Origin of the sequence: Hymenobacter sp. BT730, from assembly GCF_030542105.1 — a bacterium.
Classification (GTDB): domain Bacteria; phylum Bacteroidota; class Bacteroidia; order Cytophagales; family Hymenobacteraceae; genus Hymenobacter.
The window spans coordinates 151,399-177,351 of record NZ_JAUOFB010000005.1 but is presented as its reverse complement, the minus strand read 5'-3'; the positions used below and the strand labels follow the sequence as shown (position 1 = coordinate 177,351).

26 protein-coding genes and 1 tRNA gene are annotated in these 25,953 nt (G+C 54.8%); 10 read left to right on the top strand and 17 right to left on the bottom strand.

What is annotated here, in order from left to right; all coding sequences use genetic code 11:
* Positions 1 to 56 precede the first annotated feature (56 nt).
* The 4 genes from Q4G72_RS14525 to Q4G72_RS14510 all read right to left on the bottom strand — a co-directional run bounded on the left by Q4G72_RS14525 (position 57) and on the right by Q4G72_RS14510 (position 3,888).
* Positions 57 to 785 (bottom strand): endonuclease III domain-containing protein, encoded by a 729-nt coding sequence (locus Q4G72_RS14525; protein WP_303312153.1) that lies wholly within the window; start codon positions 783 to 785, stop codon positions 57 to 59.
* 34 nt (positions 786 to 819) lie between these two features.
* Positions 820 to 1,707, bottom strand: a complete 888-nt coding sequence (locus Q4G72_RS14520) for a hypothetical protein (protein ID WP_303312152.1) — start codon at positions 1,705 to 1,707, stop codon at positions 820 to 822.
* Positions 1,708 to 1,928: 221 nt separating this feature from the next.
* Complete coding sequence (locus Q4G72_RS14515; RefSeq protein ID WP_303312151.1) at positions 1,929 to 2,339, bottom strand: response regulator; 411 nt, start codon at positions 2,337 to 2,339, stop codon at positions 1,929 to 1,931.
* Between the two features lie 16 nt (positions 2,340 to 2,355).
* Positions 2,356 to 3,888, bottom strand: coding sequence for a sensor histidine kinase (locus tag Q4G72_RS14510; protein ID WP_303312150.1), 1,533 nt, complete (start codon positions 3,886 to 3,888; stop codon positions 2,356 to 2,358).
* 90 nt (positions 3,889 to 3,978) lie between these two features.
* On the opposite strand from Q4G72_RS14510, the gene Q4G72_RS14505 reads away from it, so the two are divergent.
* Positions 3,979 to 4,794 carry a TrmH family RNA methyltransferase gene (locus Q4G72_RS14505; RefSeq protein WP_303312149.1) on the top strand — a complete coding sequence of 272 codons (816 nt, stop codon included), beginning with the start codon at positions 3,979 to 3,981 and terminating at the stop codon, positions 4,792 to 4,794.
* On the opposite strand, the gene Q4G72_RS14500 is transcribed toward Q4G72_RS14505, so the two are convergent.
* Complete coding sequence (locus tag Q4G72_RS14500) at positions 4,791 to 5,453, bottom strand: DoxX family membrane protein (RefSeq protein ID WP_303312148.1); 663 nt, start codon at positions 5,451 to 5,453, stop codon at positions 4,791 to 4,793. The two genes, Q4G72_RS14505 and Q4G72_RS14500, sit on opposite strands and share 4 nt — an antisense overlap.
* A gap of 139 nt (positions 5,454 to 5,592) precedes the next feature.
* On the opposite strand from Q4G72_RS14500, the gene Q4G72_RS14495 reads away from it, so the two are divergent.
* Positions 5,593 to 5,871, top strand: a complete 279-nt coding sequence (locus Q4G72_RS14495; protein ID WP_303312147.1) for an acylphosphatase — start codon at positions 5,593 to 5,595, stop codon at positions 5,869 to 5,871.
* 53 nt (positions 5,872 to 5,924) lie between these two features.
* Here the strand turns inward: Q4G72_RS14495 and typA are convergent, their stop codons facing one another.
* A complete protein-coding gene (gene typA / locus Q4G72_RS14490) occupies positions 5,925 to 7,733 on the bottom strand; it encodes a translational GTPase TypA (RefSeq protein WP_303312146.1) in 1,809 nt (602 codons plus the stop codon).
* Between the two features lie 335 nt (positions 7,734 to 8,068).
* Between typA and msrB the strand changes: the two genes are divergently transcribed.
* On the top strand, positions 8,069 to 8,614 hold the full coding sequence (msrB, locus tag Q4G72_RS14485; RefSeq protein WP_303312145.1) for a peptide-methionine (R)-S-oxide reductase MsrB: 546 nt from the start codon (positions 8,069 to 8,071) through the stop codon (positions 8,612 to 8,614).
* 172 nt (positions 8,615 to 8,786) lie between these two features.
* The gene (locus Q4G72_RS14480; protein WP_303312144.1) at positions 8,787 to 9,146 is read left to right on the top strand and encodes a hypothetical protein; all 360 of its coding nucleotides are present in this window, start codon (positions 8,787 to 8,789) and stop codon (positions 9,144 to 9,146) included.
* Between the two features lie 76 nt (positions 9,147 to 9,222).
* Here Q4G72_RS14480 and Q4G72_RS14475 read toward each other — a convergent pair whose 3' ends face one another.
* The gene (locus Q4G72_RS14475) at positions 9,223 to 9,852 is read right to left on the bottom strand and encodes a hypothetical protein (protein ID WP_303312143.1); all 630 of its coding nucleotides are present in this window, start codon (positions 9,850 to 9,852) and stop codon (positions 9,223 to 9,225) included.
* 217 nt (positions 9,853 to 10,069) lie between these two features.
* Here Q4G72_RS14475 and metG point away from each other — a divergent pair, with 217 nt between their 5' ends.
* Complete coding sequence (metG, locus tag Q4G72_RS14470; protein WP_303312142.1) at positions 10,070 to 12,115, top strand: methionine--tRNA ligase; 2,046 nt, start codon at positions 10,070 to 10,072, stop codon at positions 12,113 to 12,115.
* 168 nt (positions 12,116 to 12,283) lie between these two features.
* Here metG and pth read toward each other — a convergent pair whose 3' ends face one another.
* The 4 genes from pth to Q4G72_RS14450 form a co-directional block, all read right to left on the bottom strand.
* Complete coding sequence (gene pth / locus Q4G72_RS14465; RefSeq protein ID WP_303312141.1) at positions 12,284 to 12,847, bottom strand: aminoacyl-tRNA hydrolase; 564 nt, start codon at positions 12,845 to 12,847, stop codon at positions 12,284 to 12,286.
* A 189-nt stretch (positions 12,848 to 13,036) separates the two neighbouring features.
* Complete coding sequence (locus Q4G72_RS14460; RefSeq protein ID WP_303312140.1) at positions 13,037 to 13,609, bottom strand: 50S ribosomal protein L25/general stress protein Ctc; 573 nt, start codon at positions 13,607 to 13,609, stop codon at positions 13,037 to 13,039.
* Positions 13,610 to 13,697: 88 nt separating this feature from the next.
* A complete protein-coding gene (locus Q4G72_RS14455; protein ID WP_303312139.1) occupies positions 13,698 to 14,627 on the bottom strand; it encodes a ribose-phosphate pyrophosphokinase in 930 nt (309 codons plus the stop codon).
* Positions 14,628 to 14,761: 134 nt separating this feature from the next.
* Positions 14,762 to 14,834: transfer RNA gene (locus Q4G72_RS14450), tRNA-Gln, on the bottom strand.
* 266 nt (positions 14,835 to 15,100) lie between these two features.
* On the opposite strand from Q4G72_RS14450, the gene atpD reads away from it, so the two are divergent.
* The 4 genes from atpD (at position 15,101) to Q4G72_RS14430 (ending at position 19,148) form a co-directional block, all read left to right on the top strand.
* Positions 15,101 to 16,606 (top strand): F0F1 ATP synthase subunit beta, encoded by a 1,506-nt coding sequence (gene atpD, locus Q4G72_RS14445; RefSeq protein WP_303312138.1) that lies wholly within the window; start codon positions 15,101 to 15,103, stop codon positions 16,604 to 16,606.
* 80 nt (positions 16,607 to 16,686) lie between these two features.
* The gene (atpC, locus tag Q4G72_RS14440) at positions 16,687 to 16,932 is read left to right on the top strand and encodes an ATP synthase F1 subunit epsilon (RefSeq protein ID WP_303312137.1); all 246 of its coding nucleotides are present in this window, start codon (positions 16,687 to 16,689) and stop codon (positions 16,930 to 16,932) included.
* Positions 16,933 to 17,075: 143 nt separating this feature from the next.
* Positions 17,076 to 17,960: a tetratricopeptide repeat protein gene (locus tag Q4G72_RS14435; protein WP_303312136.1), complete on the top strand. Its 885-nt coding sequence runs from the start codon at positions 17,076 to 17,078 to the stop codon at positions 17,958 to 17,960.
* 66 nt (positions 17,961 to 18,026) lie between these two features.
* Positions 18,027 to 19,148: a trans-sulfuration enzyme family protein gene (locus Q4G72_RS14430; RefSeq protein ID WP_303312135.1), complete on the top strand. Its 1,122-nt coding sequence runs from the start codon at positions 18,027 to 18,029 to the stop codon at positions 19,146 to 19,148.
* 7 nt (positions 19,149 to 19,155) lie between these two features.
* On the opposite strand, the gene Q4G72_RS14425 is transcribed toward Q4G72_RS14430, so the two are convergent.
* The 3 genes from Q4G72_RS14425 to Q4G72_RS14415 form a co-directional block, all read right to left on the bottom strand.
* Positions 19,156 to 20,301: a DegT/DnrJ/EryC1/StrS family aminotransferase gene (locus Q4G72_RS14425; RefSeq protein WP_303312134.1), complete on the bottom strand. Its 1,146-nt coding sequence runs from the start codon at positions 20,299 to 20,301 to the stop codon at positions 19,156 to 19,158.
* A gap of 75 nt (positions 20,302 to 20,376) precedes the next feature.
* A complete protein-coding gene (locus Q4G72_RS14420) occupies positions 20,377 to 21,081 on the bottom strand; it encodes an acetyltransferase (RefSeq protein WP_303312133.1) in 705 nt (234 codons plus the stop codon).
* Positions 21,078 to 21,740, bottom strand: coding sequence for a sugar transferase (locus tag Q4G72_RS14415; protein WP_303312132.1), 663 nt, complete (start codon positions 21,738 to 21,740; stop codon positions 21,078 to 21,080). The genes Q4G72_RS14420 and Q4G72_RS14415 overlap by 4 nt, the downstream gene beginning before the upstream one ends.
* Before the next feature lie 108 nt (positions 21,741 to 21,848).
* Between Q4G72_RS14415 and ispE the strand changes: the two genes are divergently transcribed.
* Positions 21,849 to 22,661 carry a 4-(cytidine 5'-diphospho)-2-C-methyl-D-erythritol kinase gene (ispE, locus tag Q4G72_RS14410; RefSeq protein ID WP_303312131.1) on the top strand — a complete coding sequence of 271 codons (813 nt, stop codon included), beginning with the start codon at positions 21,849 to 21,851 and terminating at the stop codon, positions 22,659 to 22,661.
* Positions 22,662 to 22,675: 14 nt separating this feature from the next.
* Here the strand turns inward: ispE and Q4G72_RS14405 are convergent, their stop codons facing one another.
* From Q4G72_RS14405 to tgt, 3 genes are read right to left on the bottom strand one after another with little or no spacing between them, the layout of a single operon-like run.
* On the bottom strand, positions 22,676 to 23,590 hold the full coding sequence (locus Q4G72_RS14405; RefSeq protein ID WP_303312130.1) for a DMT family transporter: 915 nt from the start codon (positions 23,588 to 23,590) through the stop codon (positions 22,676 to 22,678).
* 51 nt (positions 23,591 to 23,641) lie between these two features.
* A complete protein-coding gene (locus Q4G72_RS14400) occupies positions 23,642 to 24,718 on the bottom strand; it encodes an LptF/LptG family permease (RefSeq protein WP_303312129.1) in 1,077 nt (358 codons plus the stop codon).
* Between the two features lie 56 nt (positions 24,719 to 24,774).
* A complete protein-coding gene (gene tgt, locus Q4G72_RS14395; protein ID WP_121237945.1) occupies positions 24,775 to 25,905 on the bottom strand; it encodes a tRNA guanosine(34) transglycosylase Tgt in 1,131 nt (376 codons plus the stop codon).
* Positions 25,906 to 25,953: the final 48 nt, after the last annotated feature.

The following is a 25,953-nucleotide window of genomic DNA, read 5'->3' as shown; positions in this document are numbered from 1 at the left end:
TCCGCAGGCAATATCAAGAATTGTTAGCGTTCCATTCCCGCTGCTTTCTCCTAGCCTTATATACTTGCTGCATTCACTCTTTTCTGGCCAAACGGGCACTGGTCCAGCACCACGCACCGGCCGCAGGCCGGCGTTTGAAAGTAGCAGCACTTTTGCCCGTGGTACATAAAGGCTTCGTGGTGGTCGTACACCTGCTGGGCGTCCCAGTCCGGAGGCAAGAGAGCTGCCAGCTGAGCATGCGCCGCATCGGGGCCGGTTTTGGCCGATATCAGCCCTAACCGCTGTGCTACCCGATGATGGTGACTATCAACCGGCATAGCCGGAATGCGCAGTGTGCTGAATAACAGAGTAGCCGCGCTGGTTTTGGGCCCCACGCCGTTCAGGCTTTCCAGCCAGGCCCGTGCTTCAGCTACCGGCATATCGGCCAGAAAGGATAAGTCGCAGGGGCCACCGCACCGCTCACTGATTTCGCGTAGCATGGCCTGAATGCGGGGTGCTTTCTGCTCGGGCCAGGTGCAGGTGCTAATAGCGGCTTCTACCTCGGCCACCGGCGCATCACGCACCTCTTTCCAAGTAGGAAATCGGGCCCGCAATTGCTGGTAAGCCTTGTGGGAGTCCTGGTTGCGGGTGCGGTGTGAAAGCACGGCGCTGACCAGCTCACTTAAGGCATCTTTATGACTAAAAAACCGGAATGGTGCCCCATATTCCTGGCATAGCCGCTCGTGCACCAGCAAGGCTTTGGCCTGCAGGGCAGCAAATTCAGCAGAAGCAAGAAGGGAAGGCACAGGCGCTTGTACGTGCCTGACTGGTGCCGGGATGTTACCGGGTAGCCTGCGCGTTATACAGATTAATGGCCTGTTTGATATTCTGCTGCTGTTTGCCCTGAAATACCAGTGGCACTATCAGCAGCACGGGTGCGGCGTAAATCAGGGGGGAAATGCTGCGGCTGCCACCGTTGAAGGATGACACCAGGCCAGCTACTGTTAAGGCACCCGCGCCCAGATAGCTGAGCGTGGTAACGGTGCGGTAGCGGCGGGCTTCATTCAGCATGCTTTGGGCGCCGGCATTATCCCGGGTAGCTACGCTGAGGTTGCGCAGGTTCAGGTCCTGCACAGGACCATTGTCTTTGCTGAAGTATTCAGTTTTGGTGGTGCGGTAGCCGCCCCCGCCAAAACCGTAGGGGTAGCCGTAGCCACCCCGGCCATAGCCATAAGGGCTGTATCCGTTGTTGACGTACTGGGTGCGCGTCATGGAATACAGGCTGATACGGCCTGCCCGGTCGCGGCGCAGGGTGGTTTCACGGGCAGAGCCCGGCAGGTTGGTACGCACGTAAAAGCCCGACTCATCTTCGTAATAGCGAATCTGACTCAGCTCCAGGCGCTGCTGCCCGTCCAGCAGTAAATAGCTCTTACCAAGGAAAGGTTCTTTTACTTCTACATCCAAAGCGCGTAGTTCCTGGCCACTTTTCAGGCCCACCCGAAAACGGGTGGTTTCTACTGGCGGTAGAGTAGTCAGGCCGCCGCTTTGTGGGGTCTGTGCCCCGGCAGGCGTGGCGGTTTGCGTGGGCTGCTTATTCTGCTCTCGCTGGCGGGCAGAGTCGGGGAGGGAGGGAAGCGTGTTTAGCTGACGAGGGGCATTCTGTGCCAGAACGGCAACCGGCGTACTGGCAAGCACCAGCAGACCCAGAATAATTGAACGAAGTGACATAGAGCAGAAGTGCAAAAACGGTGAGAGGGAATCCGGACGGGCAAGATAAAAGCCACCAGATAGCTAAAACTAAAGGGAAGAGAATAAAATTCGGCGGAAGGTTGCGTGCTTTTTGCGCTACACGGCCCGGAATATTCTCAGGCTATTAAACGCAAAGAGCGGCAGAAACCGTATGGCTTCTGCCGCTCTACATACGGTAGGCGGCTGATAGGGTAGGCGGCCTATTTCAGCAGCGTTTCCAGTAGGCTCATGCTATCCACCATATCAGTGGAAGTCTCAAAATCCAGAGGCTTGAGAATGTAGCCGCGCACCCCCAGCTTTTGCGCCGTGAGCCGGTCCACATCCATGGCCGAGGTTGTGATGATAAAAACTGGAATCTGGCTTAGCTGCGGATGATTCTGCACTTCGGCCAGAAACTCATAGCCGTTCATTTTGGGCATGTTCAAGTCCAGCAGAATTACGTCTGGCAGGGGCTCGATAGCTTCTACGCCATTCCGGCCCAGAAGAAGATCCAAGGCTTCCAGACCATTAAAGGCCGTATAGAGCTTGTGTGGCACGCTAAACTTTTCAAATGATTTCTGCACGGTCATCGTGTCAAAAAAATCATCTTCCACCAACAGAACAGAGCGCATATAAACAGGGGGAATGTTACGAGGTAATAGAAACGGCGGGTTCGGGAGCAGCCGTTGATGTGGTGGCTTTCGGCCACGTAAAGATAAAGGCTGCACCGCGCCCATGGGCAGCTTCCTCTACCCGAATATTGCCTTTTTGCTCGTCAATAATCTTTTTTACGATGCTAAGACCAATGCCGGTGCTTTCGGCTGTGTTTCGGTCGCGCAGCGTCTGAAACATCAGGAATATCTTTTCCCGGTACTCCGGCGCAATGCCGGGCCCGTCATCGGCCACCGTAAACTCGTACATTTTCTTGAGCTCCCGGCTGCTGACGTGAATCGTGCCGGCTCCTTGGTCGTGATATTTCACGGCGTTGCTGAACAGATTGGTAAAAACCTGCTGTAGGCTCAGCCGGTCAGTGGTCAGCGTAGGTAATTCTTTAAGCTGCAGCTGGAAGGTGGGCGGCACCACCATATCGGCTACCTCGCGCACCAGTTCGGCCACATTTACCGCTTCTATGCGGGGGGTAGTGCGGCCGGCCCGGGCGTACGCCAGCAGACCATTAATGAGGTCTTCCAGCCGGCTCAGGCGGCCTTTCATCATATCCAGGTACTGCCGCATCTGCGGGGAGAGTTCCTGGGCTAATTCCTCCTCAATCCATTTCACCACCGTCATAATGCCCCGTAGCGGTGCTTTCAGGTCGTGGGAGGCCACGTAGGCAAACTGGTCCAGCTCCCGGTTCCGATTCTGCAGCGAGCTGAACGCTTCGGAAAGCTGCTTGGTCATGCGGTTGAGGGAGTGGGTCAGGCGGCCCAGACTGTCGCGCTCCTCATCCTTAATTTTAATGCTGTAGTCGCCCTGCACAATTTGCTCTACCAGGTTATCAATAATGCTAATGCGTTGTTTGGTGGCCTGGTTGATTTGCTCCAGTTCTTTTTGCAGCAGATCATTGGCCTGCAGCTCCTGCAGAATACGGCGCATCAGCCAAAGTACCAGCGCTATAGCCAGTAATGCTGAGAGCATTAGCGCAATAGGAGTAGTATTGGCATAGAAGTTCTGGCTGTCATCCCGATCCTGCAGCAGTACATCTTCTTCCTGTTTAATGATGTCCAGGATGTTGCGGGTGCGTTCCAGCTGCGCCTGGGTACGCACAATCATGGTGCGGGCCGTGGGGGACGTAACGCGCACAGTGGTCCAGCCCGCCAGCTCTGCCATCTGCTGATCTATCACGGCACGTAGCGTATCCAGGCGTTTTTGCTGTGCGGGATTGTCGCTGGTCAGCAGGCGCAGAGTGGCATAGTGATTACTCAGATTTCCTTCAGCCCGGCGAAACGGACGGATATAGGAGGTGTCGCCCAGCAGCAGATAGTTACGTACAGATGCCTGTGCATCCCGGAGCTCGGTACGCAGGTCGGCGGTAGCCTGCAGCACTTGGTAGGAGTGGGACACCTGCTTGGTATAGAACCACAAGCGCTGGTTGCTGTAGTAAGCCACGGCCGCCGTGAGCAGCAGCACCAGGGCGGCCATACCAAAGCCCAGCGTAATTTTATTGGTAAGATTTAAGCGCATAGGCTGCAAACGTAAGAAACTTGGCCCACCAACGTAATTTTGGCGGCGGGGTTCCCTCGTATCTTCGCGCCCCGTCCAACCCCGTTTCCTATGCCCGCTGCTCCCGATGCTATTACCAGTCCGCAGAACCCCCGCATTAAGAATCTGCTGCGCCTGCAGCAGAAATCTTCGGAGCGTCGCCAGCAGCAGCTTACCATCATTGAAGGCTACCGAGAACTGACCATTGCCCGCCAGGCCGGGGTGGCAGTACATACCCTTTTTGTATGCCCGGAGCTAGCCACGCCAGCTCAGCAGGAGGCCTTGGCTGGTATGCTGGACCGGGACTCCGAGTGGTTTACGGTATCGAAACCGGTATTTGAAAAAGTAGCTTACCGGGAAGGCTCCGACGGAATACTGGCATTGGTTCGCCCACCCCAGCATAAGCTGGCCAACCTGAAGCTGCCTGCCGCGCCGCTATTGCTGGTGTTAGAAGCCGTGGAGAAGCCCGGCAACCTGGGGGCTATTCTGCGCACCGCCGATGCTGCTCAGGCCGATGCCGTGATTGTGTGCGACCCGCGCACCGATCTATATAATCCCAACGCTATTCGCTCCAGCATCGGCTGCATTTTTACGGTGCCTACGGTCGCTACCACCCGTGAGGAACTGCTTGCCTGGTGCCATCAGCATGGCATCCGCACCTACGCCGCAGCCCTCACTGATACGGCCGTGCCCTATACTACCTGCGACTTCCGTGGCCCCACAGCCCTCGTAATGGGCACCGAAGCCGACGGCCTCACCCCCGAACTCCGGCAAGCCTGCGACCAGACAATTATTATTCCTATGCGAGGGGCTATTGACTCGCTGAATGTGAGCACTGCCACGGCTATTCTCACGTTTGAAGCCGTGCGCCAGCGCCAGCAGCGCTAGGCGCTTTGTCGCCACTCCCAAACCAGAATAGCCAGCAATAGCACGGCTCCCACCGCCATTGTGGTCAGCATTATCTGCAGAGAGATAAAATAGAGCAGGCTGCCCACCAGAATAATACCGATACCTAACCACCATAAGGCTTCGGGGCCCGCGCCGGCCGTGCGCCATGGCTGCGCCCGTAAGGCTGCCGGGTCCTGCGGTGGATACAGCACCCAGCGCAGGCGGTCGAAATCGTGCAGCAACAGGCCGATAGTCAGCACCAGAAAGCCGCTAGTCAGCCAGGGCGTACCCACCCAGTTCTGTGACCAGGTCAGGAAGATGATGTTTAGCCACATGGGTACCAGCAGTACGGCTCCAAGCAACGCAAAGCGTCTGGTAAGCAGTAGCACACCAATGAGTAGCTGGGCTACCCCAATAAACTGCGCAAACAGCATCAGCCCCTGTTTGGCCAGCCAGGCATGATTTACAGGTGGCCCCATCAACCCAGGAATATGGTTTTCAGAAAGCTTATACAGCCCGCCGCCCAGCATAAGCGCACCCAGCAGTAGCCGGGCCCCGACTACGTACAAGCGTCGCCACCAGCCACCTAGCAACAGGGCCACAGTCGTGGCAACCAGGGGCAACAGAATACAGAGAGAATAGAAGTATGGAGTTGGCATCGGCGGCAAAATATAGATTTCGCTATACAATAGCCAGTTGGTTATGGCTTGCGTAAGGGCCTATTGCGCCGTTTACAGCGGTTAGTGCATTGGTAAGCTAAATAATGGTAGGGTACTGGGTATTGGCATCGTATAAAATATGAGTATCGAACACCGCACATTTCGCATCTACGGGCAGGTACAGGGCGTTTTCTACCGGCAGAGCAGCCAGCAGGAAGCACGCCGTTTAGGGCTTACTGGCTTTGCACGCAACAATTCCGATAGTACGGTGACCATTGAAGCAGAAGGCCCGGCCGAAGCGTTGGACGCGTTGGAGAGATGGTGCCGAAAAGGTCCTCCCGCCGCGCAGGTAGAAAGAGTAGAAGTAGCTCCCGGTCAGCTGCAAGGCTACACGGAATTTACCGTGCGCCGGACATAAAAAAAGGGGTGCAGCCATCGGCTGCACCCCTTTTTACTTCAGCTAATTAAAGCTTAGTCGATCTTCTTCGCCGAGCGCAGACGCTCGTTTTCGTCCAGCAGAATCTTACGCATCCGAACCGACTTGGGAGTTACTTCCAGGTACTCATCCTTCTGGATGTATTCCATGGCTTCTTCCAGCGAGAACTGACGCTTGGGCACAATCTTCACGTTGTCATCCGTACCCGAAGCACGCATGTTGGTGAGTTTCTTGCCTTTCTGAATGTTGATGGTCAAGTCGTTGGGGCGGGTGTGCTCACCGATAACCTGGCCAGCGTACACTTCCTCACCGGGCTCCACGAAGAACTCACCGCGGTCCTGCATCTTATCGATGGTATAGGCGGTGCCGGGGCCGGTTTCCATGGCAATCAACGAACCGCTGATACGACCGGGGATGGTGCCTTTGTAAGGCTCGTAAGAAGCAAAGCGGTGGTTCATGATAGCCTCACCAGCGGTGGCGGTCAGCACGTTGTTACGCAGGCCAATCAGGCCACGGGCGGGAATGTTGAACTCCAGGTGCTGCAGGTCGCCCTTAGGCTCCATGATAGTCAGCTCGCCTTTGCGCATCGTCACCAGCTCGATAACCTTACCAGCAGTTTCTTCTGGTACGTCTACCACCAGGTGCTCGATGGGCTCGGTGCGGTTGCCGTTCTCGTCTTCACGGAACAGAACCTGCGGCTGGCCTACCTGCAGCTCAAACCCTTCGCGACGCATGGTCTCGATGAGTACCGACAAGTGAAGGATACCGCGGCCATACACGAGGAATGTGTCTTCCTTATCGGTTTCCTTTACGCGCAGGGCCAGGTTTTTCTCCGTCTCCTTGAACAGACGGTCACGCAGGTGACGCGAGGTCACGAACTTACCTTCCTTACCGAAGAACGGCGAGTTGTTGATGGTGAACAGCATGTTCATCGTCGGCTCGTCGATGCTGATAACCGCCAGACCTTCGGGGTTCTCGGCATCGGCGAGGGTATCACCAATATCAAAACCTTCAATGCCGGTTACGGCGCAGATTTCGCCGGAGCTAACTTCCGAAACCTTGGTACGACCCAAGCCTTCGAATACCTGCAGTTCTTTGATTTTTACTTTCTTGATAGTGCCATCACGCTTCACCAGGCTCATGTTAGCGCCTTCTTTCAGCGTGCCGCGGTGCACGCGGCCAATGGCGATACGGCCTACGAACGACGAGTAGTCGAGCGAAGTAACCTGCATCTGGGGCGTGCCATCCAGGGTAGGAGCAGCCGGAATAGAAGCCACTACGGCGTCGAGCAGCGGAATAATGCTGTCGGTTTTCACTTTCCAGTCAGTGCTCATCCATCCCTGCTTGGAGGAACCGTACAGGGTTACGAAGTCCAGCTGGTCTTCCGAAGCACCCAGGTTGAACATGAGGTCAAATACCTGCTCGTGCACCTCGTCGGGACGGCAGTTCTCTTTGTCCACCTTGTTCACCACCACGATGGGCTTCAGGCCCAAATCAATGGCTTTACCCAGTACGAAACGGGTCTGGGGCATGGCACCTTCAAAGGCATCGACGAGCAGCAATACGCCGTCGGCCATTTTCAGTACCCGCTCTACTTCACCACCAAAGTCGGCGTGACCAGGGGTGTCGATAATGTTGATTTTAACGTCCTTATAACGTACCGATACGTTCTTAGAAACGATAGTAATGCCTCGCTCACGCTCCAGATCGTTGTTGTCCAGGATCAGGTCGTCGAAGTGCTGGTGCTCGTCGAACAGCTTAGAGGCGTGAATGATCTTGTCCACGAGCGTGGTCTTGCCGTGGTCAACGTGCGCGATGATGGCGATATTACGGATGTTCTGCATACAATGGGTTTTCCGGCCGCAAAGGTACGGAATGTTGCGGCAAAAGCGCGCAGTAAATAATTGTTACTGAGCAATGAAGATTAAACCGACCGAAACCGGTCCATTTGCTTTCTGCCTGGTCCTTGCTTTGGGCTCGGGGGTGGTAACAAGCTGGAGGTGAATACAATTCCAGGTTTAAAATATAAGGTCAGCTTTCCGCCTTATACTTCAATAGAGCCGGTTTTTGGCTTGTTCTTGGTAGCAGTAAACCCGAACCGATAGGGCACTGCGTATGTTGTTTCAACCAACAGACCGGTTTTTTCTGCCTGATTTTTCTCCCGATTTGACTTCCTTCTATGCGTGCTTCCTTTCTGATTTTGCTATTATCAGTGCTTACCCTGGGCTCGGCCTGCTCTCAAAAAAAGAGCGCAGTGATAGAGAAAAGCCAGGCTTCTACAGCGGCTAAAACCTATCCGCGGGCCAAACCCAGAACCGGCAAGCCTGATGAGTTTCCCGTGCGCAAAACCGATGCGCAGTGGAAAGCGCAGCTTACCCCGGCACAATATTATATCCTGCGTCAGCAGGGTACGGAGCGGGCTTTCGCCAATAAATACTTCGATAATCACGCTAAAGGCCGTTACTACTGCGCCGGTTGCCACAACCTGCTGTTTACCTCCGATACTAAGTTTGAATCGGGAACGGGCTGGCCTAGCTTCTGGGCACCGGCCTCAGAGGCTAGCCTGAAAGTCACATCAGATAATACATTGGGCATGAGCCGCGACGAAATTGTGTGCGCCCGCTGTGGCGGACACTTGGGCCACGTATTCAGCGACGGACCTAAACCCACCGGCCTGCGCTATTGCATGGATTCTGATGGTATGACCTTCGAGGCTTCGAAATAGCCGGTCGGGTATTTTCTTATTAGCAGCCCGCTGGCAATAGATGCCAGCGGGCTGTTTTGTGCCCGGAAAACCGGTGTTCTGCTAGTAGCCTCTCGTAAAAAGCAACGCACGTTCTGGCGGCTGCGTTGTAGCATAGCCACCCGCTTTCCGAATGGCCTTAGTTCCTACTTCCATGAAATACACTGTTTACTTTCTACTAATCGGGGCTTGCCTGAGTACCGGCTTGCTGTCTGCCTGCACTACTACTGAAGAAACCTCGGCGGAAATGAATGCCGCCCGTCAGCCACCTACCCAAATTCAGACTGATGCGGACCGGCAAGCGGCCTATAACAGTAATGCCGGCTACGGCGGCTCTGTACCCGATGCAACCCCCAAGCGGGTGCCATTAGGGGAGCAGGCCAGCGGCACCAATGCCCGGCAGCGAGTGGAAAACATCAATACCAATGCGCCCAACAATACCACCCCCGAAACCCGCGTGCAGCGCCTAAAGCAAAGCCCGGTGGGCGACACCTTACGGCCGCTGCCACAGTAATAGCCCATAAAAAAACAGTCCACCGTTTCAGTTGCGAAACGGTGGACTGTTTTTGGGAGAGCTATTTAAAGACTGATTAGCTGGTTTGTGCGTTGGAATCAGCAGCCGTATCCGCCGCATTGCTGCCGGAATTAGCCGTAGATGGGCGGCCCCGGCGCGCGGGTGCAGCCGTTGTTTTAGCCGCTACTGGACGACCCCGGCGAGCCGGCGCTTCGCTGGCAGCAGCTTTTGCGCTGGCAGCCGTGCTCCGCGAACGGCGTGGGGCGGTATTCCGCGCACTAGTGCTGGCTCTCGAGCTTTGCCCGGTAGCCGGAGCTACTGCCGCACCCATATCCGTAGAAATGCTGTCGGAAGAAGCAGGCGAGGCGGAGTCATAATGCCGCACAATGGTGTGCAGCGCCTGCTCAAACATGCGTTCCGTATCTACATCCAAACGACGGGTTGCTTCACGCACTACTTCCTTCAGCTTCTCTTTCGTTTCTTTGCGAATCTGTTTCACCATCTCATTCATCCGGTCGTCCAATTCCTTCTGCAATTGCTTGGCAGCTGCTTTCAAGGATTTCTTCTGACTGGACTTTTTGTCGGCGCGATTATCCGTTATAGAATCGGTGGCACGGGCGGCCGCTTTAGTGGCTTTCCGTTCTGCCTTCAATGCCGGATCTTTCTTGGCTTTTTTACCTGCCTGGCCTTTGTCTGATTTTTTCATTCCGGGAGAGAGTTTGGTGGTGTTTTCCAGTCCAGTACGACAATTAATTTCTGCCGTTGTGAGGGAATATAGAAGTAATTGATTTAGCAACGAAATAGGACCAATCTACTTCTATTTGTTTTCGCATTTTTCGGTTCTTAGGCCCCCTAAAGGCATTCATTTTCAACTTCCATACTACACGGGCATTTTCTTTTGTCAGTGATTTTAGTTCTCTCTCATGCAATCTGATCCTCAGCGCTATACTGTAACTGCCGCCCTGCCTTATGCCAATGGCCCCGTGCATATCGGGCACCTGGCGGGTGTGTATTTACCGGCAGATATTTATGTGCGCTATCTGCGCGCCAACGGCCGCGACGTTAAGTTTATTTGTGGTTCCGATGAGCATGGAGTGCCCATTACTATTCGGGCGCAAAAAGAAGGTGTTACGCCCCAGCAGGTGGTGGATAAGTATCACGCCATTATCCGGGACTCTTTCCAAGAGTTTGGAGTATCGTTTGATATTTATTCGCGCACTTCCTCTAAAACGCACAGTGAAGTTGCCAGTGGTTTTTTCAAAAAGCTGTACGAGGAAGGTAAATTCATTGAGCAGGTTTCGGAACAGTATTACGATGAAAAAGCTGCCCAATTTTTGGCGGACCGCTACATTGTAGGTACGTGTCCCAACTGCGGCAATGACAATGCCTACGGCGACCAGTGTGAAAAATGTGGCACTTCCCTGAGCCCCACGGAGCTTATTTCGCCACGCAGCATGCTTTCCGGCAACCAGCCCGTATTGCGCGAAACCAAGCACTGGTATCTGCCGCTGGACCAGTATGAGCCCTGGCTGCGCGAGTGGATTGTGCAGGGCCATAAGCACGACTGGAAAACCAACGTGTACGGCCAGTGTAAATCCTGGATAGACCAGGGCTTGCAGCCACGTGCCGTTACCCGGGATTTGGACTGGGGTGTGCCCGTGCCGGTACCCGGTGCTGAAGGCAAAGTACTATATGTGTGGTTTGATGCACCTATTGGCTACATATCAGCTACTAAAGATTTGTTGCCCGATACATGGGAAACCTACTGGAAGGATAAAGGCACTAAGCTGGTGCATTTTATTGGCAAGGATAATATTGTATTTCACTGCATTATTTTTCCCGCCATGCTAAAGGCGCACGGCGACTATATTCTGCCGGATAATGTGCCTGCCAATGAATTCCTAAACCTGGAAGGCGACAAAATATCTACCTCCCGCAACTGGGCTGTGTGGCTGCACGAGTATCTGCAGGAATTTCCGGGCAAAGCGGACGTGCTACGCTACGTATTGTGCGCCAACGCCCCGGAAAACAAGGATAATGATTTCACCTGGAAAGATTTTCAAGCGCGTAACAACAACGAACTGGTAGCCAACCTCGGTAATTTTATTAATCGTGCCGTGGTACTCACGCACAAGTTTTTTGGCGGGAAAGTACCCGCCGTTGGTGCACTCACGGCGCAGGACGGAGAAGTGCTGCAGCAATTGGCTGAATTCCCGCAGCGCATTGGTGATTTAATTGACAATTACCGCTTCCGTGATGCGCTAAATGAACTAATGAATTTAACGCGTGCCGGTAATAAATACCTCGCCGATACGGAGCCATGGAAACTCATTAAAACCGATGAAGCTCGCACCGGCACGGTGCTGCACGTAGCACTCCAAATGGCAGCTAGCCTGGTAACCCTGCTGGAGCCTTTCCTGCCGGCTTCAGCCGATAAGCTGGGCCAAATGCTGCGCACTGAAAAAAAATCCTGGCAGGCTGCCGGCCGTGCGGATGCCCTGTCTGCTGGTCACCAGATTGGTGAAGCTGCATTGCTCTTTGATAAAATTGAAGACGCTACGGTAGAGGCTCAGGTACAAAAACTGCTAAATACCAAGCAGGCCAACGAACTGGCGGCTGCCGTAGCCGCCCCCGCTAAGCCCGATATTAGCTTCGAGGAGTTTCAGACTATGGATTTGCGCGTAGGCACTATTCTGTCTGCTGAGAAAGTAGCCAAAACCAAAAAGCTATTAAAGCTCAGTGTAGACTTAGGTTTTGAGGAGCCCCGCACCATTGTATCAGGTATTGCCGAGCACTTTGTGGCGGAGGCGTTGATTGGCCAGCAGGTGCAGGTGCTGCTCAACTTGGCCCCCCGCGAAATCAAAGGAATTCAAAGCCAGGGCATGCTCCTGATGGCCGAAAATGCCGATGGCTCCCTGTCTTTAATGCAGCCCAGCAGCCATGTACGGCCTGGTTCGGGCATTGCATAGCCTTATTAATTAACGGGTAATACACACCTAATAAAGCAGCTGCCATCCGGAGCTTGCGCAGAGCCTTGTCACGTTAGCACGAGTCGTTGTTACGATTTTCGTTTAACCAGGCAAGGGGGCCTTCGCAAGCTCCGGATGGCAGCTGCTTTGTTGTGGTTTGTATAGGCGCTATTTCACATTCACCACATTCATGGTGCGCTCTAAGCCCATGGTGCCAAATGTTAGCACGGCGTCAGCAGCTTTTTCAATGCGCAAGGGTAAATCAATCTGCTCATCTGCCGAAAACGGGTTGAGCACATAATCAACCTGCCGGCCCTTGGGAAAATTAGCATCTACACCGAAGCGCAGGCGGGCGTATTCATCCGTGCCCAGCGTTTCCTGGATGTGCTTAAGGCCATTGTGCCCGCCGGCCGAGCCTTTGCCTTTTAGGCGCAGCTTGCCGTAAGGGAGGGCCAAATCATCTGTTACTACCAGCATATTCTCTTTCGGGATTTTGAGGCTGGTGAGATAATGCGCGGCCGCTTTGCCGCTTAGGTTCATATACGTGGTAGGTTTTACCAGCACATAGGTTTTTCCCTTGTGTTTAATTTCGGTCACAAACGCATGCCGTCCTACCTCAAAGTGCGCGTCGTGTTTTTTAGCCAGATAATCGGCTACCATAAACCCAATGTTATGGCGCGTATCAGCATATTCGGCTCCAATATTTCCCAGCGCCAGAATGAGGTATTTCATATCACAGAGTAAACAATTAATAGGCGAATAGTGCTGCTTTAGATGTAATCTGGCCAGCATAAACAGCCTAGTACAGCAAAAGGCCAAAATAAAAAGCCGCTCTACTAATAGAGCGGCTTTTTAAATCAGTTCCCGGAGCCAGATACGATGCTGAAATTAGCAGGGCTACCTGGCTCCAAAAATCCAGGATTACTTCTCGGCAGCCAGAGTGCCTTTCAGAGCACGTGGGATGGTTACGGTAGCAATGGGAGCCTGGGGGTTGGTGAGGATAGCAAAGCCTTTAGGCTCTACTTTGCTCACTTTGATGGATTTGCCCAGAGCCAGATCCGAAATGTTTACTTCCACATAGTCGGGCAGGTTTTCTGGGGTAGCTTTTACTTTCAGCTTACGCAGCTTGCTTACCAGTTTGCCACCGGCCAGTACACCTGGCGAAACGCCAATGTACTTCACGGGGATGTCCATTTTCACTTCTTTGCCTTCTTCCAGCTCCAGGAAGTCAACGTGCAGCAGCATTTCGTTCACGGGGTGGAACTGAGCATCCTGCACGATGGCGCGGTACATGGTGCCTTCCACGTTCAGATCAACGATGTGAACTTCTGGCGTGTACAGCAATTCGCGGAAGAGGATGGCCGGAGCCGAGAAGTGAACCTGCTCGCCGCCACCGTACAATACGCACGGTACATACGAGTCAAGGCGCAGTGCTTTCGCATCCTTCTTACCGAGATTCGCTCTTTTAAACCCTACAATCTCGAGGCTTTTCATAAAAGTGGTTTTTGGAGAATTGGACCGCCTACCCACAGCAGGCAAACGGGCCGCAAAGATAGGCGGATTGTTTGGGAATCGAAAGCCGCTATACAAACAGGGAGCTGATGCTCTCGTGCGTTACCACGTTGCGAATGGCGCGGGCAAACAAATCAGCCAGCGAAATTACCTTGATTTTGTGGTTCTCCTCTTTTAGAGGAATCGTGTCGGTAATTACCAGCTCTTCTAATACTGAGTTGCGAATCCGCTCGTGGGCTGGGCCGGAAAGCACGCCGTGCGTAATTACTGCCCGCACAGATTTAGCGCCCCGCTCCATCAGCAACTCGGCCGCTTTGCAGATAGTGCCGGCTGTGTCTACAATGTCATCTACCAGCACCACATTCATGCCGGTTACATCGCCAATGACCTGCATGGAGGCAATTTCATTGGCCCGTAGACGCATTTTGTCACAGACTACGATTTCGGCTCCGAATTTCTTGGCGAAGGCCCGGGTGCGTACCACGCCACCCACGTCTGGGGAGGCAAAAATGAGGTTATCCAGGTTCAGCGACTTGATGTAAGGCGCCGATACCGTAGCGCCGTCCAGATGGTCGACCGGAATATCGAAGAAGCCCTGAATCTGGCCAGCGTGCAGGTCGCAGGTCATCAGGCGGTCGGTGCCCACGCTTTGCACAAAGTCGGCAACTACTTTGGCGCCAATGCTCACGCGGGGCTTGTCTTTGCGGTCCTGGCGGGCATACCCGTAATAGGGCATCACTACCGTCACGGAAGCGGCAGAGGCGCGCTTGGCGGCATCCACCATCAGCATCAGCTCCATCAGATTTTCAGCGGGTGGGTTAGTGCTCTGAATGAGAAATACGGCACAGCCGCGGATGCTCTCATTAAAGCTGGGCCCCAGTTCCTGGTCCGCAAAGCGCTGCAGGCTTAGGTCGCCGAGTGGCTGGCCAAAAGCTGTTGCTATCTTTTCACCGAGCTCGTGGGAGGCGTTTCCTGTGAAGATTTTTACCTGGGGTGCCATGGCAATAGTAAAAGAGGGTGGGAAGGAAAATAGCTCATTCCAACTTGTTGGTAGGAATGACAGAAACTGAAAAAGCGAAAGGCGCCGAACCTTCCGGAGAGGAAGATTCAGCGCCTTTCGCTTTTCTTAGTCGGTTGTCCGACCAGGGCTCGAACCTGGACTTTCTTGAATCAAAATCAAGCGTGTTGCCAGTTACACCATCGGACAATTTCCCAGCCAGCACTGCCGTTTGGGTTCGCAAATGTACAACGGCTTTAATTCAGGGCAAGTTTTCCTTCAAATATTTTTTGAATGACTTCTGCGTTTTGGGTGTAATGGAGGCCTTTTTTCAGGCTTGAAAGGCTGATTTTCAGTTAAAAAACTTTTTGCTGCTACAGAAAAACTTTTCTGACCAAGCGGACTTTGGCAAAGCCGGGATTAAGCCGTAGTTTTGCACCCTGAAATCTTGCCCACCCTATATCATAGAATCGCACATGGCGAATACCGGCAAAATCACCCAGGTTATCGGTCCAGTTGTGGACGTAAGCTTCGCGGGTGAAGGCTCCAAGCTTCCTAATATCCTCGACGCAGTCGAAGTCACCAAAGATAACGGCCAGGTAGTCGTGCTGGAAGTGCAGCAGCACTTGGGCGAAGACCGTGTGCGCACCATTGCCATGGACTCCACCGAGGGCCTGACCCGCGGTGCTGTAGTTCGTGACCTGGGCTCGCCCATCACCATGCCTACGGGCGATGGTATCAAAGGCCGTCTGTTCAACGTTATCGGCCATGCCATTGATGGTATTGCCCAGCCCAAGAGCGACGGTGCCCTCTCCATTCACCGCAATGCGCCGGCTTTCGAAGACCTCGCTACTTCCTCGGAAGTACTCTTCACCGGTATCAAAGTAATTGACCTGCTCGAGCCCTATGTAAAGGGTGGTAAGATTGGTTTGTTCGGTGGTGCCGGTGTAGGCAAAACCGTACTCATCATGGAGCTGGTAAACAACATTGCCAAGGCCTACGGTGGTCTGTCGGTGTTTGCCGGTGTGGGTGAGCGTACCCGCGAAGGCAATGACCTGCTCCGCGAATTCCTGGAATCAGACGTAATTAAGTACGGCGACGAGTTTAAGCACTCGATGGAAGCCGGCGGCTGGGACCTCTCCAAAGTAGACGAAAAAGCCCTAGAAGACTCGAAGGCAACCCTCGTGTTCGGTCAGATGAACGAGCCTCCCGGAGCCCGTGCCCGCGTAGCCCTCTCGGGCCTCACGGTAGCCGAAAGCTTCCGCGACGGCGACGGCACCGGTGCTGGTCGTGATATCCTGTTCTTCATCGACAACATCTTCCGCTTCACGCAGGCGGGTTCGGAAGTATCGGCTCTGTTGGGTCGTATGCCTTCGGCCGTAGGTTACCAGCCCACGCTGGCTACCGAAATGGGTGCCATGCAGGAGCGTATCACCTCTACCAAGCGCGGTTCTATCACCTCGGTACAGGCCGTTTACGTACCTGCCGATGACTTGACTGACCCGGCTCCAGCCACGACGTTTGCTCACTTAGACGCTACCACCGTACTGTCCCGTAAGATTGCCGAGCTGGGTATCTACCCCGCAGTAGACCCTCTGGACTCTACCTCGCGCATTTTGTCGGTAGAAGTACTGGGCGAAGAGCATTACGGCACGGCCCAGCGCGTGAAAGAGATTCTGCAGCGCTACAAAGAACTGCAGGACATCATTGCCATTCTGGGTATGGACGAACTCTCCGAGGAAGACAAGCTGACGGTAACCCGCGCCCGCCGGGTGCAGCGTTTCTTGTCGCAGCCCTTCCACGTAGCCGAGCAGTTCACCGGTCTGAAAGGCGTACTGGTTGACATCAAGGACACCATCAAAGGCTTCAACGAAATCATCGACGGCAAGTATGACCACCTGCCCGAGGCTGCTTTCAACTTGGTAGGCACCATTGAGGATGCCGTTGTCAAGGGCGAGAAGCTGATAGCGGAAGCCAAGTAATTTGGTTGTTGATTGCCAGGTGCGGACTCTTCATGGGTCTGCATCTGGCAATCAGCCCTTCACACTCAACCACCAAGAAGATGCATCTGGAAATCATCACCCCGGACCGGAAAGTATATGAAGGCGAGGTTTCCTCGGCTCAGTTTCCGGGTGCCGATGGCCTGTTTGAGGTTCTGAATAACCACGCTCCCCTTATCTCCGCGTTGAGACCAGGTGAGGTAACCATCATGGGTATCGGCGGCCGTGAGTCGTTCCGTATCGAAGGTGGCGTGGTGGAAGTACTGCGCAACAACGTTATTGTGCTGGCTGAAGCGGTAGTGTCTTAAGCTTTGTAATTCATATTAATAGCCCCATAGCCATAGGCTACGGGGCTATTTTTGTATTAGGGGCCGTGTATAATTGAAATGATGGTTGACTTACCGTAGCTTCAAGCCATCATTCAATCATCCGCTATTGACCAATTATATACATGCTAAAACCTTTACTGGCTGCTGGAATTGTGCTGCTCAGCAGCAACTTTATTGCTGCCCAGACTCCTCAGATTGATTTTAGGAGAGCTATGCAGGCTGGCGATACGGCAAAAGCTCGTAAGGTTCTGATTACTTGGCAACTCAAGGAACCCGACAACCCTAACTGGTATGTAGCACGGTTTAATTATCAGCTGCGGATGGCATATAGAGTGATAGTGAATAAGACATCTACTACTAGCCGGGGCGTAGAACTTCAAAAGAATGGCAAAGACGCGGGCTCCATCAACGAAGGCTACGAGCCCCAACTGCTGGAAGCGGCCCGTGCAACTTTACGCGAAGGAATTCGGCTGGCACCAGAACGGCTGGATATGCGGTTCGGCTTGGCTAAAACCTATGAAATGACCCACGATGCAGCTCGGGAAATAGAGGTCCTAACATCTGCACTAGCCGACCGAAAAGCCAGTGGTAAGCCTTGGAGGTGGATTGATGCCAAGCCGCTGCCAAAACCGGAAGCGGTTTTTCTCCCTGAGAATCTGGAAGAATACATGCTGCCCTACTGGCAGGCCAACACGCCCGAGGACACTGAGGCAGCGGGGCAGCTAGCCGAACTGCTCAGTCGATATTACCCGGAAAGTGCATTGGGATATTTTAATCGGGCAGTCTATCACGGCATTAAGCGGGAAGATGATAAGGCTTATGGATTATATAAGCAAGCCAACAGCCGTCGGCCCAATGACTGGCAGACTCTGGCCAATTTGACTCAACTGGCTATCAATCTGGGGAAGAAGGCAGAAGCGCAGGAGTACCTGACGACCTTGCGTAAGTTACCAGAAGGTAGAATGGCTGCTACCCAATTGAATAAAGATTTGCGAGCAATGAAATAGCCTCGGAAATCTAAAGGTCACTTTTTACCGAAATTCGGCTGAAGCATAAGTCGCTTTACATACTGCATGAAAATCACCCCCAAAATCACCCCTATCTACCAGACCTCGGTTTTTAAATTTGAAGACCTGAATGAACTGGAGCTGTATTTTGGGGAGCCCGGCAGCCGTTACCTCTATTCCCGCAACGGCAATCCAAACTCTGATGAGTTGGCCGAAGCGGTGAATAAGCTGGAGGGTGGAGCCGGAGCTATTGCCACTGGCTCGGGCATGGCGGCCATCTTCGCGGCTATCATGGCCTGCTGTCAGGCCGGCGACCATGTGCTCTGTGCCGCTGATATCTATGGGGGCTCCTCTGCGCTGCTGAATGCGGAGCTGACTCGGCTGGGTATTTCTGCTACCTATGTGCCCTTTGAGCAGCTAGAGGCTTTGCAGTCCTTTGTGCAACCCACTACGCGGTTGTTGCTTTGCGAAACCATCAGCAACCCGTTGTTGCGCGTGGCTGATTTGCGCCGCGTGGCCGAAGAGTGTCACCGTCATGGCCTGAAGCTGGTAGTAGACAATACGTTTGCTACCCCGTTGCTTACCCGGCCGCTGGCGCTTGGGGCTGATATTTCCCTGCACAGCGTAACTAAATACATAGCCGGCCACAGCGACGTAACTGCTGGGGCGGTAGTAGCTACTGACCCAGCCATTATAGCGCGACTCAAGCAGATTGGGGTGTTTTACGGCCTTACGCTGAGCCCTATGGAAAGCTGGCTGGCCGTGCGTGGGCTGAAAACCCTGCGCCTGCGGGTGCGGGAACATAGCCATAATGCTCTGGCCATTGCGCAGTTCTTGAATAACCATCCTGCTGTGAAGGAGGTGTATTATCCGGGACTGACCTCACATCCGCAGCACCAACTGGCAGCAGAGCAGGGCAACGGCTTGTATGGCGGTATGCTTTCTTTTAAGCTGACCGATGAAACTGCCGCCGTAAACAACTTTATGCAGCGCGTGAAGCGCTTTCCGTTTGCGCCTTCTTTAGCAGGGGTTGATTCCTCTATTTCCTATCCCTTGGGTACATCACACCGCTCCCTTACACCCGCTCAGCAGGAGGAATTGGGTATTACCGTGGGGTTGATTCGCGTATCAGTGGGAATTGAGCCCGTGGAGGAATTGATTGCTGATCTGGAGCAAGCACTGGCTTAGAATCTGCCTACGACACCAGCAATTCTTTTATCCCATCTACCACCCGGCGCAGGTCGGTGTCGGTCATGGCGGAGCCAGAGGGGAGGCACAGGCCCTGCTGGAATAGGCGGGCGCTGACTTCACCACCGTACATAGGCGCGTTGGCGAAGAGCGGCTGCAAATGCAGCGGCTTCCAGAGTGGGCGGCTCTCTACGTTGTGCGTTTCCAGGTGCTGGCGTAGCTGTTCCGGGGTAACGCTGGTCTGTTCCGGATCCAGCAGCACGGTGGTGAGCCAGCGGTTGCTGCGGCTTTTCGCGGGCTCCGTGGGCCCTACGGTGAGGCCGGGAATACCCTGCAGATGCTTCTGATACCAGGCAAAGATTTCCCGGCGCTTCTTTACCCGATCCTCAATCAGGCCCATCTGCCCCCGGCCAATACCGGCCAGCAGGTTGCTGAGGCGGTAGTTGTAACCGGTGGTTTCGTGCTGATAGTGTGGCGCAGATTCCCGGGCTTGGGTGGCCAAGAATAGTGCCTGTGTGGCTATATCCTGGCGGGGAGTAATCAGTACACCACCGCCACTGGTAGTCAGAATCTTATTGCCGTTGAAGGAGAATACACCTACCGCTCCAAAGGTGCCCAGCGCCTGCCCGTGGTAGAGGGAGCCTAGGCCCTCGGCCGAGTCTTCCAGGACCGAAATGCCGAATTCCTCGGCAATGGTCATCAACTCGCGCATCTTAGCTGGCATACCGTACAGGTGCACCAGAATCAAGGCTTTGGGCGTGTGGCCTTGCCGCTGACGATCCTCAATAGCCTCGCGCAGTCGGGCTGGGTCCATGTTCCAGGTTTCCGCTTCACTATCCACAAAAACCGGAGAGGCGCCCACGTAGGTAATGGGATTAGCGGAAGCCACGAAGGTGAAGGAGGAGCACAGAACTTCGTCGCCGGGGCCCACGCCCAGTGCCAGCAAGCCCAGGTGAATGGCAGCGGTACCGGAAGTGAGGGCTACGCAATGTCCAGCTCCCGTGTATTGGCAGATATCCTGCTCGAAACCGGTGATGTTGGGGCCTACAGGGGCCACCCAGTTATCCTCAATGGCTTTGTGTAAATAATTCAGCTCGTGCCGCCCTAAGTGGGGCGGTGATAAGTAAATCCGGTCGTGGTCCTGACTGCGCATAGGTGGAAAAAGATACTGAATACCGGTGGAAGCGCTTCCAGACCGAAAAAAGCAAATGAAAATTAGCTGGTAGCTCTACAACGAGGAACCCACCACTTTTATGACGGAAGCCGGCACGCCCACCGCGGTGCAGTTGGCCGGCAGGTTGCGGACGGCCACCCCACCAGCCCCCAAAATGGTCTGGGCACCTACCCGCACCTGGTTGAGCACCGTGGCGTTAGTGCCCAGATACACGCCTGTCTCCAAGTAAGCCTCGCCGCCGACGTTGGCATGAGGCATCAGGGAGCAGAAATCTTCCAACACCGCATCATGCCCAATGGTGCAGCCCAGATTCATAAGCACATGCCGGCCCAGTTGAATATCGGTGGTGAGAATGCAGCCCTGCGTGATAATGCTACCTGCGCCAATTTGTACTTGCTGGTAAGGCTGCAGAGCCACATCCGGGTGGATGAGGATGGCGTACTCCAGGTGAGGAGCGGTGAGCCGGGCCACCACAGCGGCGCGGCTGTGGCTGCTGCCGACGGCTACTACCACATGCAGGGGCTCGGTGGTAGCATTCAGGTCCTTGGCTGTTCCGCGGTACGGAATGCCGTTAATCGTATCGGTGGCGGGGTGCTTGTCATCATAAAAACCGATGACTTCCCAGGTAGGCGACACTTCATTTATCTGATGAACCAGCATCAATATTTCCCGGCCCAGGCCTCCGGCACCAAAAATGGCTAATGGGCGAATTGCAGTATGATCAGCATCATGTAAATCAGAAAAGAATAATTGCGTCATACGTTACTAGCAGATTCAGAAGAAATAGGGGAGCCCCGGAAGGCTTCCATGGTAGCCTGGCCTTCGGCCGAAATACCGTGGGCGCTCAGCACCCGCCCGGCCGTGCGCAGCAGAATGCGAATATCAAGCCTAAAGGAGAGATGCTCGACGTACCAGACGTCGTAGGTGAATTTTTGTTCCCAGCTAATGGCATTACGACCATTGACCTGCGCCCAACCTGTAATGCCCGGCCGCACCAGATGACGCCGCGCCTGCTCCGGCGAGTATAAAGGTAGGTACTCTGGCAGCAGGGGACGCGGACCAATCAAACTGATGTCGCCGCGCAGCACGTTCCAGAGCTGGGGAAGCTCATCGATAGAGGTAGCGCGCAGCCAGCGGCCCAGTCGGGGCAGGCGGTCCGAATCGGGCAGCAGCTGGCTGTTTGCGTCGCGGGCTTCTGTCATGGTCTGCAGCTTATAGAGCGTGAACAAGCGGCCGTGTAAGCCGGGGCGTTGCTGCCGAAACAGCACCCGGCCCCGGTTCTGCAGGGCTAACAGACCGGCCGCCGGCAGCAACAGCGGCAACGTGAAGAGCACTAAGGGCAGGGCTAAGCCTACATCCAGCAGCCGTTTGCCGCGTAGCGCATACCAGGAAGAGCCTTTTATCACTGCCGACGACATACGAAACTAAGACTGATGCAGATGTACGGCCAAAAATAGAGTTTGTGCGGTAAGGACGCTCGATTTTGGCTTGCCGGCCGTAGCTTGCGCGGCCCAATCCGCTGCTTTATGCTCGTATTTCCCAACGCCAAACTCAACCTCGGTCTATACGTGACCAGCGTACGGCCCGATGGGTTCCGTAACCTGGAATCGGTGTTTGTTCCGCTGCCGTGGTGCGATGCGCTGGAAGTACTGCCTGCCACCGACACCACCCTCAAGCTAACCGGTATTCCCATCCCCGGCGACCCGGCCACCAACCTCTGCCGCCGTGCTTACGAGCTGCTGAAGACCGATTTTAACCTGCCACCGGTGCAGATGCACCTGCACAAAGTGGTACCCATTGGGGCCGGGCTGGGTGGCGGCTCCGCCGACGCTGCTTTCATGCTGCGGGCCTTAAATGAGCTGTTCTCGCTTCAGCTTTCAGCGGAAAAACTGGAAACCTACGCCCGGCAATTAGGCTCCGACTGCGCTTTTTTTATTCAGAACCAGCCCGTCTTTGCCTATGAGAAGGGGGACGTTTTTGAGCCGATTCCCCTCAGTCTGCAAGGCATTGCCTGCAAAGTAATCTACCCCGGCCTGCACATTAGCACCGCCGAAGCTTATGCCCGGGTGCAGCCCCGCCCGCCCCGCCATGCGTTGCGCGCTGCCTTAGCACAGCCCATGGAAACGTGGCGCGACACCGTCAGCAATGATTTTGAAGATGCTCTCACGCCCTATCATCCGGTATTAGGCGAGCTGAAGCAGGCGCTGTATGCCGCCGGGGCAGTATATGCCAGCCTCTCCGGTTCAGGCTCGGCAGTGTACGGTTTGTTTCCGGGCATGGAAGAGCCGCCCCAAATGGCATTACCCACGGAATACCTGGTGTGGAATGGGAAGCTCTAGCGTAAAGCCAGCGCTTAGACCATGACCTCGGCAGCCTCGGCTTTGCGTCGCCGGCGGGCTGCCCATTGATCCAGCACCGGGTGAATGAGCACACTGAACAGTATAACGATAGTGCCCAGATAGAACCCACCCGACATTTTTTCCTGCGAGCCGAAGATGAGCACTGCCAGCAGGATGCCGTACACCGGCTCCAGGTTAATGGTGAGGTTGATGACGAAGGCGGACAAACGCTTCATCAGCTCCACAGAAGCGGAAAATGCATACACCGTGCAGAAACCAGCCAGTAGCAGCAGCCAGAGCCAGTCCATGGGTTGCAGAGCCAGTTGCAGGCCGGCTCCGTTGGTGTAGAAGTGGCTGTAAATCGGGAAGAATAAAGCAATACTTACACAGGCCCCCAGCATTTCATAGAACGTGAGCCGGAGCGGGGCGTGCCGCTTCACCAGCTGCGAGTTTACCACACTGAACAGTGCCGACAAACCCGCCGAAATAACCGCCACGCCCAGGCCCAGCAGCTGGTCTAGCTCCGCCTGCGATACTAAGTACAGACCCACCATCGTCAGCAGTCCCAGCCCTACTTCATACGCCCTGATGCGCCGCCACAGCATGAGAGGCTCCAGTAAGGACGTCCACAAAGCCAGGGTAGCCATGCCAGCCAGGCACACGCTAACCGAGGACAGGCGAGCGGCCAGAAAGAAGGTTATCCAGTGCGTGGCTACCAGCGCGCCCACGCCCATCAGACGTAACGCCTCCGTCGGTGCCACGCGCCATTCCTGCCGGCGCATCACCAGCAGCCCGGCCAGGCCTGCCGAAGCCAGCAACGTACGCCAGAATACCAGCTCCACCGGCGGCACTGAAATCAGCTTGCCCAAAATAGCCGTGAACCCCCACAGCAGGACAATGAAATGGAGCCGGAGGTAGTCTTTAAGCATGGCAGGGGGATAAACTGGGCGGTTGGGTAAACAAAAGCTTCCTTCGGGGCTCTACTTGGGAATAAACCGATAGAGCACGGCGCCAATCATGGTAAACACCAGGCTGGGTACCCAGGCCGCCAGCATCGGCGACAGGTCTCCTACCAGAGCCAGGTTACGGCTCAAAATCACGAAGATGATAAACACGAAGGCCAGCGTGAAGCCCAGCGCAATTTGGCCGCCCACCCCGCCGCGTGATTTGCGCGAGCTCAGAATAACCCCGATAATGGTGAGAATGATGATGGCGAAGGGATACGAATACCGCTCGTACTTCTCAATCAGGTAGATTTCCGTGTCATCCGAGCCGCGGTCCAGCTTCTGTTTTATGTAGCGGTTGAGCTCCGGCAGCGTGAGGGTCTCGCTCAGGCGATAGGTGCTGGCGAAGTCCTTGGGGTATAAGTTAAGTGTAGTGTCGCGGGCGGGGTAGGAGCGCAGGGTTTCCTTTTCCCCATTAAACGTATGCACCAGCTGCGGTGTGAGGCGCCAGGCTTTTTTGGTGGAGTCCCAGGTTATGGCATTGGCCGTGAGGCGGCGCTTGAGCTGAGTGCCTTCAATGGTTTCCAGCGCAAACCGGTAGCCCACGTTGTTCACGTTGTCGTAGCTCTCCATGTAGGCGTAGCTCTTGGGGCCTACCTTAATGTGGATGTTGCGTGCCTGAAAACGGAAGGGGTTTTTAATGTAGGCGCGCTCAAAAGCCACGCGGGTTTTGTTAGCATTGGGAATAACCCAGCCAATCAACCCGAAAATCGAAACCCCGATAATGGTGGCGCCCATAATATACGGCACCAGCAGCCGCTGAAAGCTCATGCCACTGCTCAGCATGGCCACAATTTCGGTGCGCGCAGCCAGCCGGGCCGTTACAAACACCGTGGCAATAAACACGGTGATAGGGGAAAGCAGATTGGCGAAATACGGAAACAGGTTCACGTAGTACTCCGAAATAATTTTCCAGGCCCCCAGGTTGTGCTTAATGAAGTCGTCATTCTTTTCCGTGAAATCAATCACGCAGATAACCGACACCAGCATAACCACCGTGAACAGGTAGCTGGTGAGGAATTTCTTGAGAATGTATTTATCGAGGAGCTTCATTCAGATGCTTTAATCTATCCTGCCGGTATCGGCAGCACCACTAACGTAACGCTCACTTACAGCCGTACCATCAGCTGCTTTACCATGCGCTCCTTCCATTCCAGAAAGGTACCGTTTTGGATGCGCTGCCGGGCCTCGCCCACCAGCCACAGGTAAAACGAGAGGTTGTGCACCGAGGCCACCATGCCCGCCAGGTATTCCGTGCTCTGGAACAGGTGGCGCAAGTAAGACTTGGTGTAAAACGTGCTGGCGTAGCCGCCCAGTTCAGCGTCAATGGGGGAGAAGTCGGTTTCCCACTTCTTGTTTTTGATGTTGATGATCCCCTGCGTAGTGAACAGCATGCCGTTGCGGGCGTTACGGGTGGGCATTACGCAGTCGAACATATCTACGCCTAGCGCAATGTTCTCCAGAATGTTGGCTGGAGTGCCTACACCCATCAGGTAGCGGGGCTTGTCCTTGGGCAGTATGTCGCACACAATTTCGGTCATCTCATACATCAGCTCGGCGGGCTCGCCCACGCTCAGGCCGCCAATGGCGTTGCCCTCGCGGCCCTGCTCGGCTACAAACTCCGCCGATTTCACGCGCAGATCCTTAAAGGTGCTGCCCTGCACAATGGGGAAAAGCGTCTGCTGGTAGCCATACAGGCCTTCGGTGCTATCGAAGCGCTGAATGCAGCGCTTGAGCCAGCGGTGCGTCATGTCCAGGGAGCGGCTGGCATAGTCGTACTCGCAGGGCCAGGGCGTGCACTCATCAAAGGCCATAATAATATCGGCCCCAATTACGCGCTGAATATCCATCACGCCCTCTGGCGAAAACAAATGCTGCGAGCCATCAATGTGGGAGCGGAACTTGACGCCTTCTTCCTTGATCTTGCGCGTTTTGCTGAGCGAGTACACTTGGTACCCACCGGAATCGGTGAGGATAGGCCGGTCCCAGCCGTTGAACTTGTGCAGCCCGCCCGCCTGCCGCAGCACATCCAGGCCGGGGCGCAGGTACAGGTGGTAAGTATTACCCAAAATAATCTGGGCCTTAATATCTTCTTTCAGCTCGCGCTGGTGCACAGCCTTTACCGAGCCTACCGTGCCCACCGGCATAAAAATGGGCGTTTCAATGCTGCCGTGGGCGGTATGTACCACCCCGGCCCGGGCTTTGGTGTGGGGGTCTTGAGCTACGAGGTCGAACGTCATGCGGGAGAAAGGAGCAAGGTGGCCGGCAAAGGGGAAGCCATAGCAGGA

Coding starts and splice junctions, on each gene's coding strand:
- msrB (WP_303312145.1), top strand. CDS start 8,069: ATGCGTGCTTCCTTTCTGATTTTGCTATTATCAGTGCTTACCCTGGGC.
- Q4G72_RS14505 (WP_303312149.1), top strand. CDS start 3,979: ATGCCCGCTGCTCCCGATGCTATTACCAGTCCGCAGAACCCCCGCATT.
- ispE (WP_303312131.1), top strand. CDS start 21,849: ATGCTCGTATTTCCCAACGCCAAACTCAACCTCGGTCTATACGTGACC.
- Q4G72_RS14405 (WP_303312130.1), bottom strand. CDS start 23,590: ATGCTTAAAGACTACCTCCGGCTCCATTTCATTGTCCTGCTGTGGGGG.
- Q4G72_RS14480 (WP_303312144.1), top strand. CDS start 8,787: ATGAAATACACTGTTTACTTTCTACTAATCGGGGCTTGCCTGAGTACC.
- Q4G72_RS14500 (WP_303312148.1), bottom strand. CDS start 5,453: ATGCCAACTCCATACTTCTATTCTCTCTGTATTCTGTTGCCCCTGGTT.
- atpD (WP_303312138.1), top strand. CDS start 15,101: ATGGCGAATACCGGCAAAATCACCCAGGTTATCGGTCCAGTTGTGGAC.
- metG (WP_303312142.1), top strand. CDS start 10,070: ATGCAATCTGATCCTCAGCGCTATACTGTAACTGCCGCCCTGCCTTAT.
- tgt (WP_121237945.1), bottom strand. CDS start 25,905: ATGACGTTCGACCTCGTAGCTCAAGACCCCCACACCAAAGCCCGGGCC.
- Q4G72_RS14520 (WP_303312152.1), bottom strand. CDS start 1,707: ATGTCACTTCGTTCAATTATTCTGGGTCTGCTGGTGCTTGCCAGTACG.
- typA (WP_303312146.1), bottom strand. CDS start 7,733: ATGCAGAACATCCGTAATATCGCCATCATCGCGCACGTTGACCACGGC.
- Q4G72_RS14425 (WP_303312134.1), bottom strand. CDS start 20,301: ATGCGCAGTCAGGACCACGACCGGATTTACTTATCACCGCCCCACTTA.
- atpC (WP_303312137.1), top strand. CDS start 16,687: ATGCATCTGGAAATCATCACCCCGGACCGGAAAGTATATGAAGGCGAG.
- Q4G72_RS14415 (WP_303312132.1), bottom strand. CDS start 21,740: ATGTCGTCGGCAGTGATAAAAGGCTCTTCCTGGTATGCGCTACGCGGC.
- Q4G72_RS14460 (WP_303312140.1), bottom strand. CDS start 13,609: ATGAAAAGCCTCGAGATTGTAGGGTTTAAAAGAGCGAATCTCGGTAAG.
- Q4G72_RS14430 (WP_303312135.1), top strand. CDS start 18,027: ATGAAAATCACCCCCAAAATCACCCCTATCTACCAGACCTCGGTTTTT.
- Q4G72_RS14400 (WP_303312129.1), bottom strand. CDS start 24,718: ATGAAGCTCCTCGATAAATACATTCTCAAGAAATTCCTCACCAGCTAC.
- Q4G72_RS14495 (WP_303312147.1), top strand. CDS start 5,593: ATGAGTATCGAACACCGCACATTTCGCATCTACGGGCAGGTACAGGGC.
- Q4G72_RS14510 (WP_303312150.1), bottom strand. CDS start 3,888: ATGCGCTTAAATCTTACCAATAAAATTACGCTGGGCTTTGGTATGGCC.
- Q4G72_RS14420 (WP_303312133.1), bottom strand. CDS start 21,081: ATGACGCAATTATTCTTTTCTGATTTACATGATGCTGATCATACTGCA.
- Q4G72_RS14515 (WP_303312151.1), bottom strand. CDS start 2,339: ATGCGCTCTGTTCTGTTGGTGGAAGATGATTTTTTTGACACGATGACC.
- Q4G72_RS14475 (WP_303312143.1), bottom strand. CDS start 9,852: ATGAAAAAATCAGACAAAGGCCAGGCAGGTAAAAAAGCCAAGAAAGAT.
- Q4G72_RS14455 (WP_303312139.1), bottom strand. CDS start 14,627: ATGGCACCCCAGGTAAAAATCTTCACAGGAAACGCCTCCCACGAGCTC.
- pth (WP_303312141.1), bottom strand. CDS start 12,847: ATGAAATACCTCATTCTGGCGCTGGGAAATATTGGAGCCGAATATGCT.
- Q4G72_RS14435 (WP_303312136.1), top strand. CDS start 17,076: ATGCTAAAACCTTTACTGGCTGCTGGAATTGTGCTGCTCAGCAGCAAC.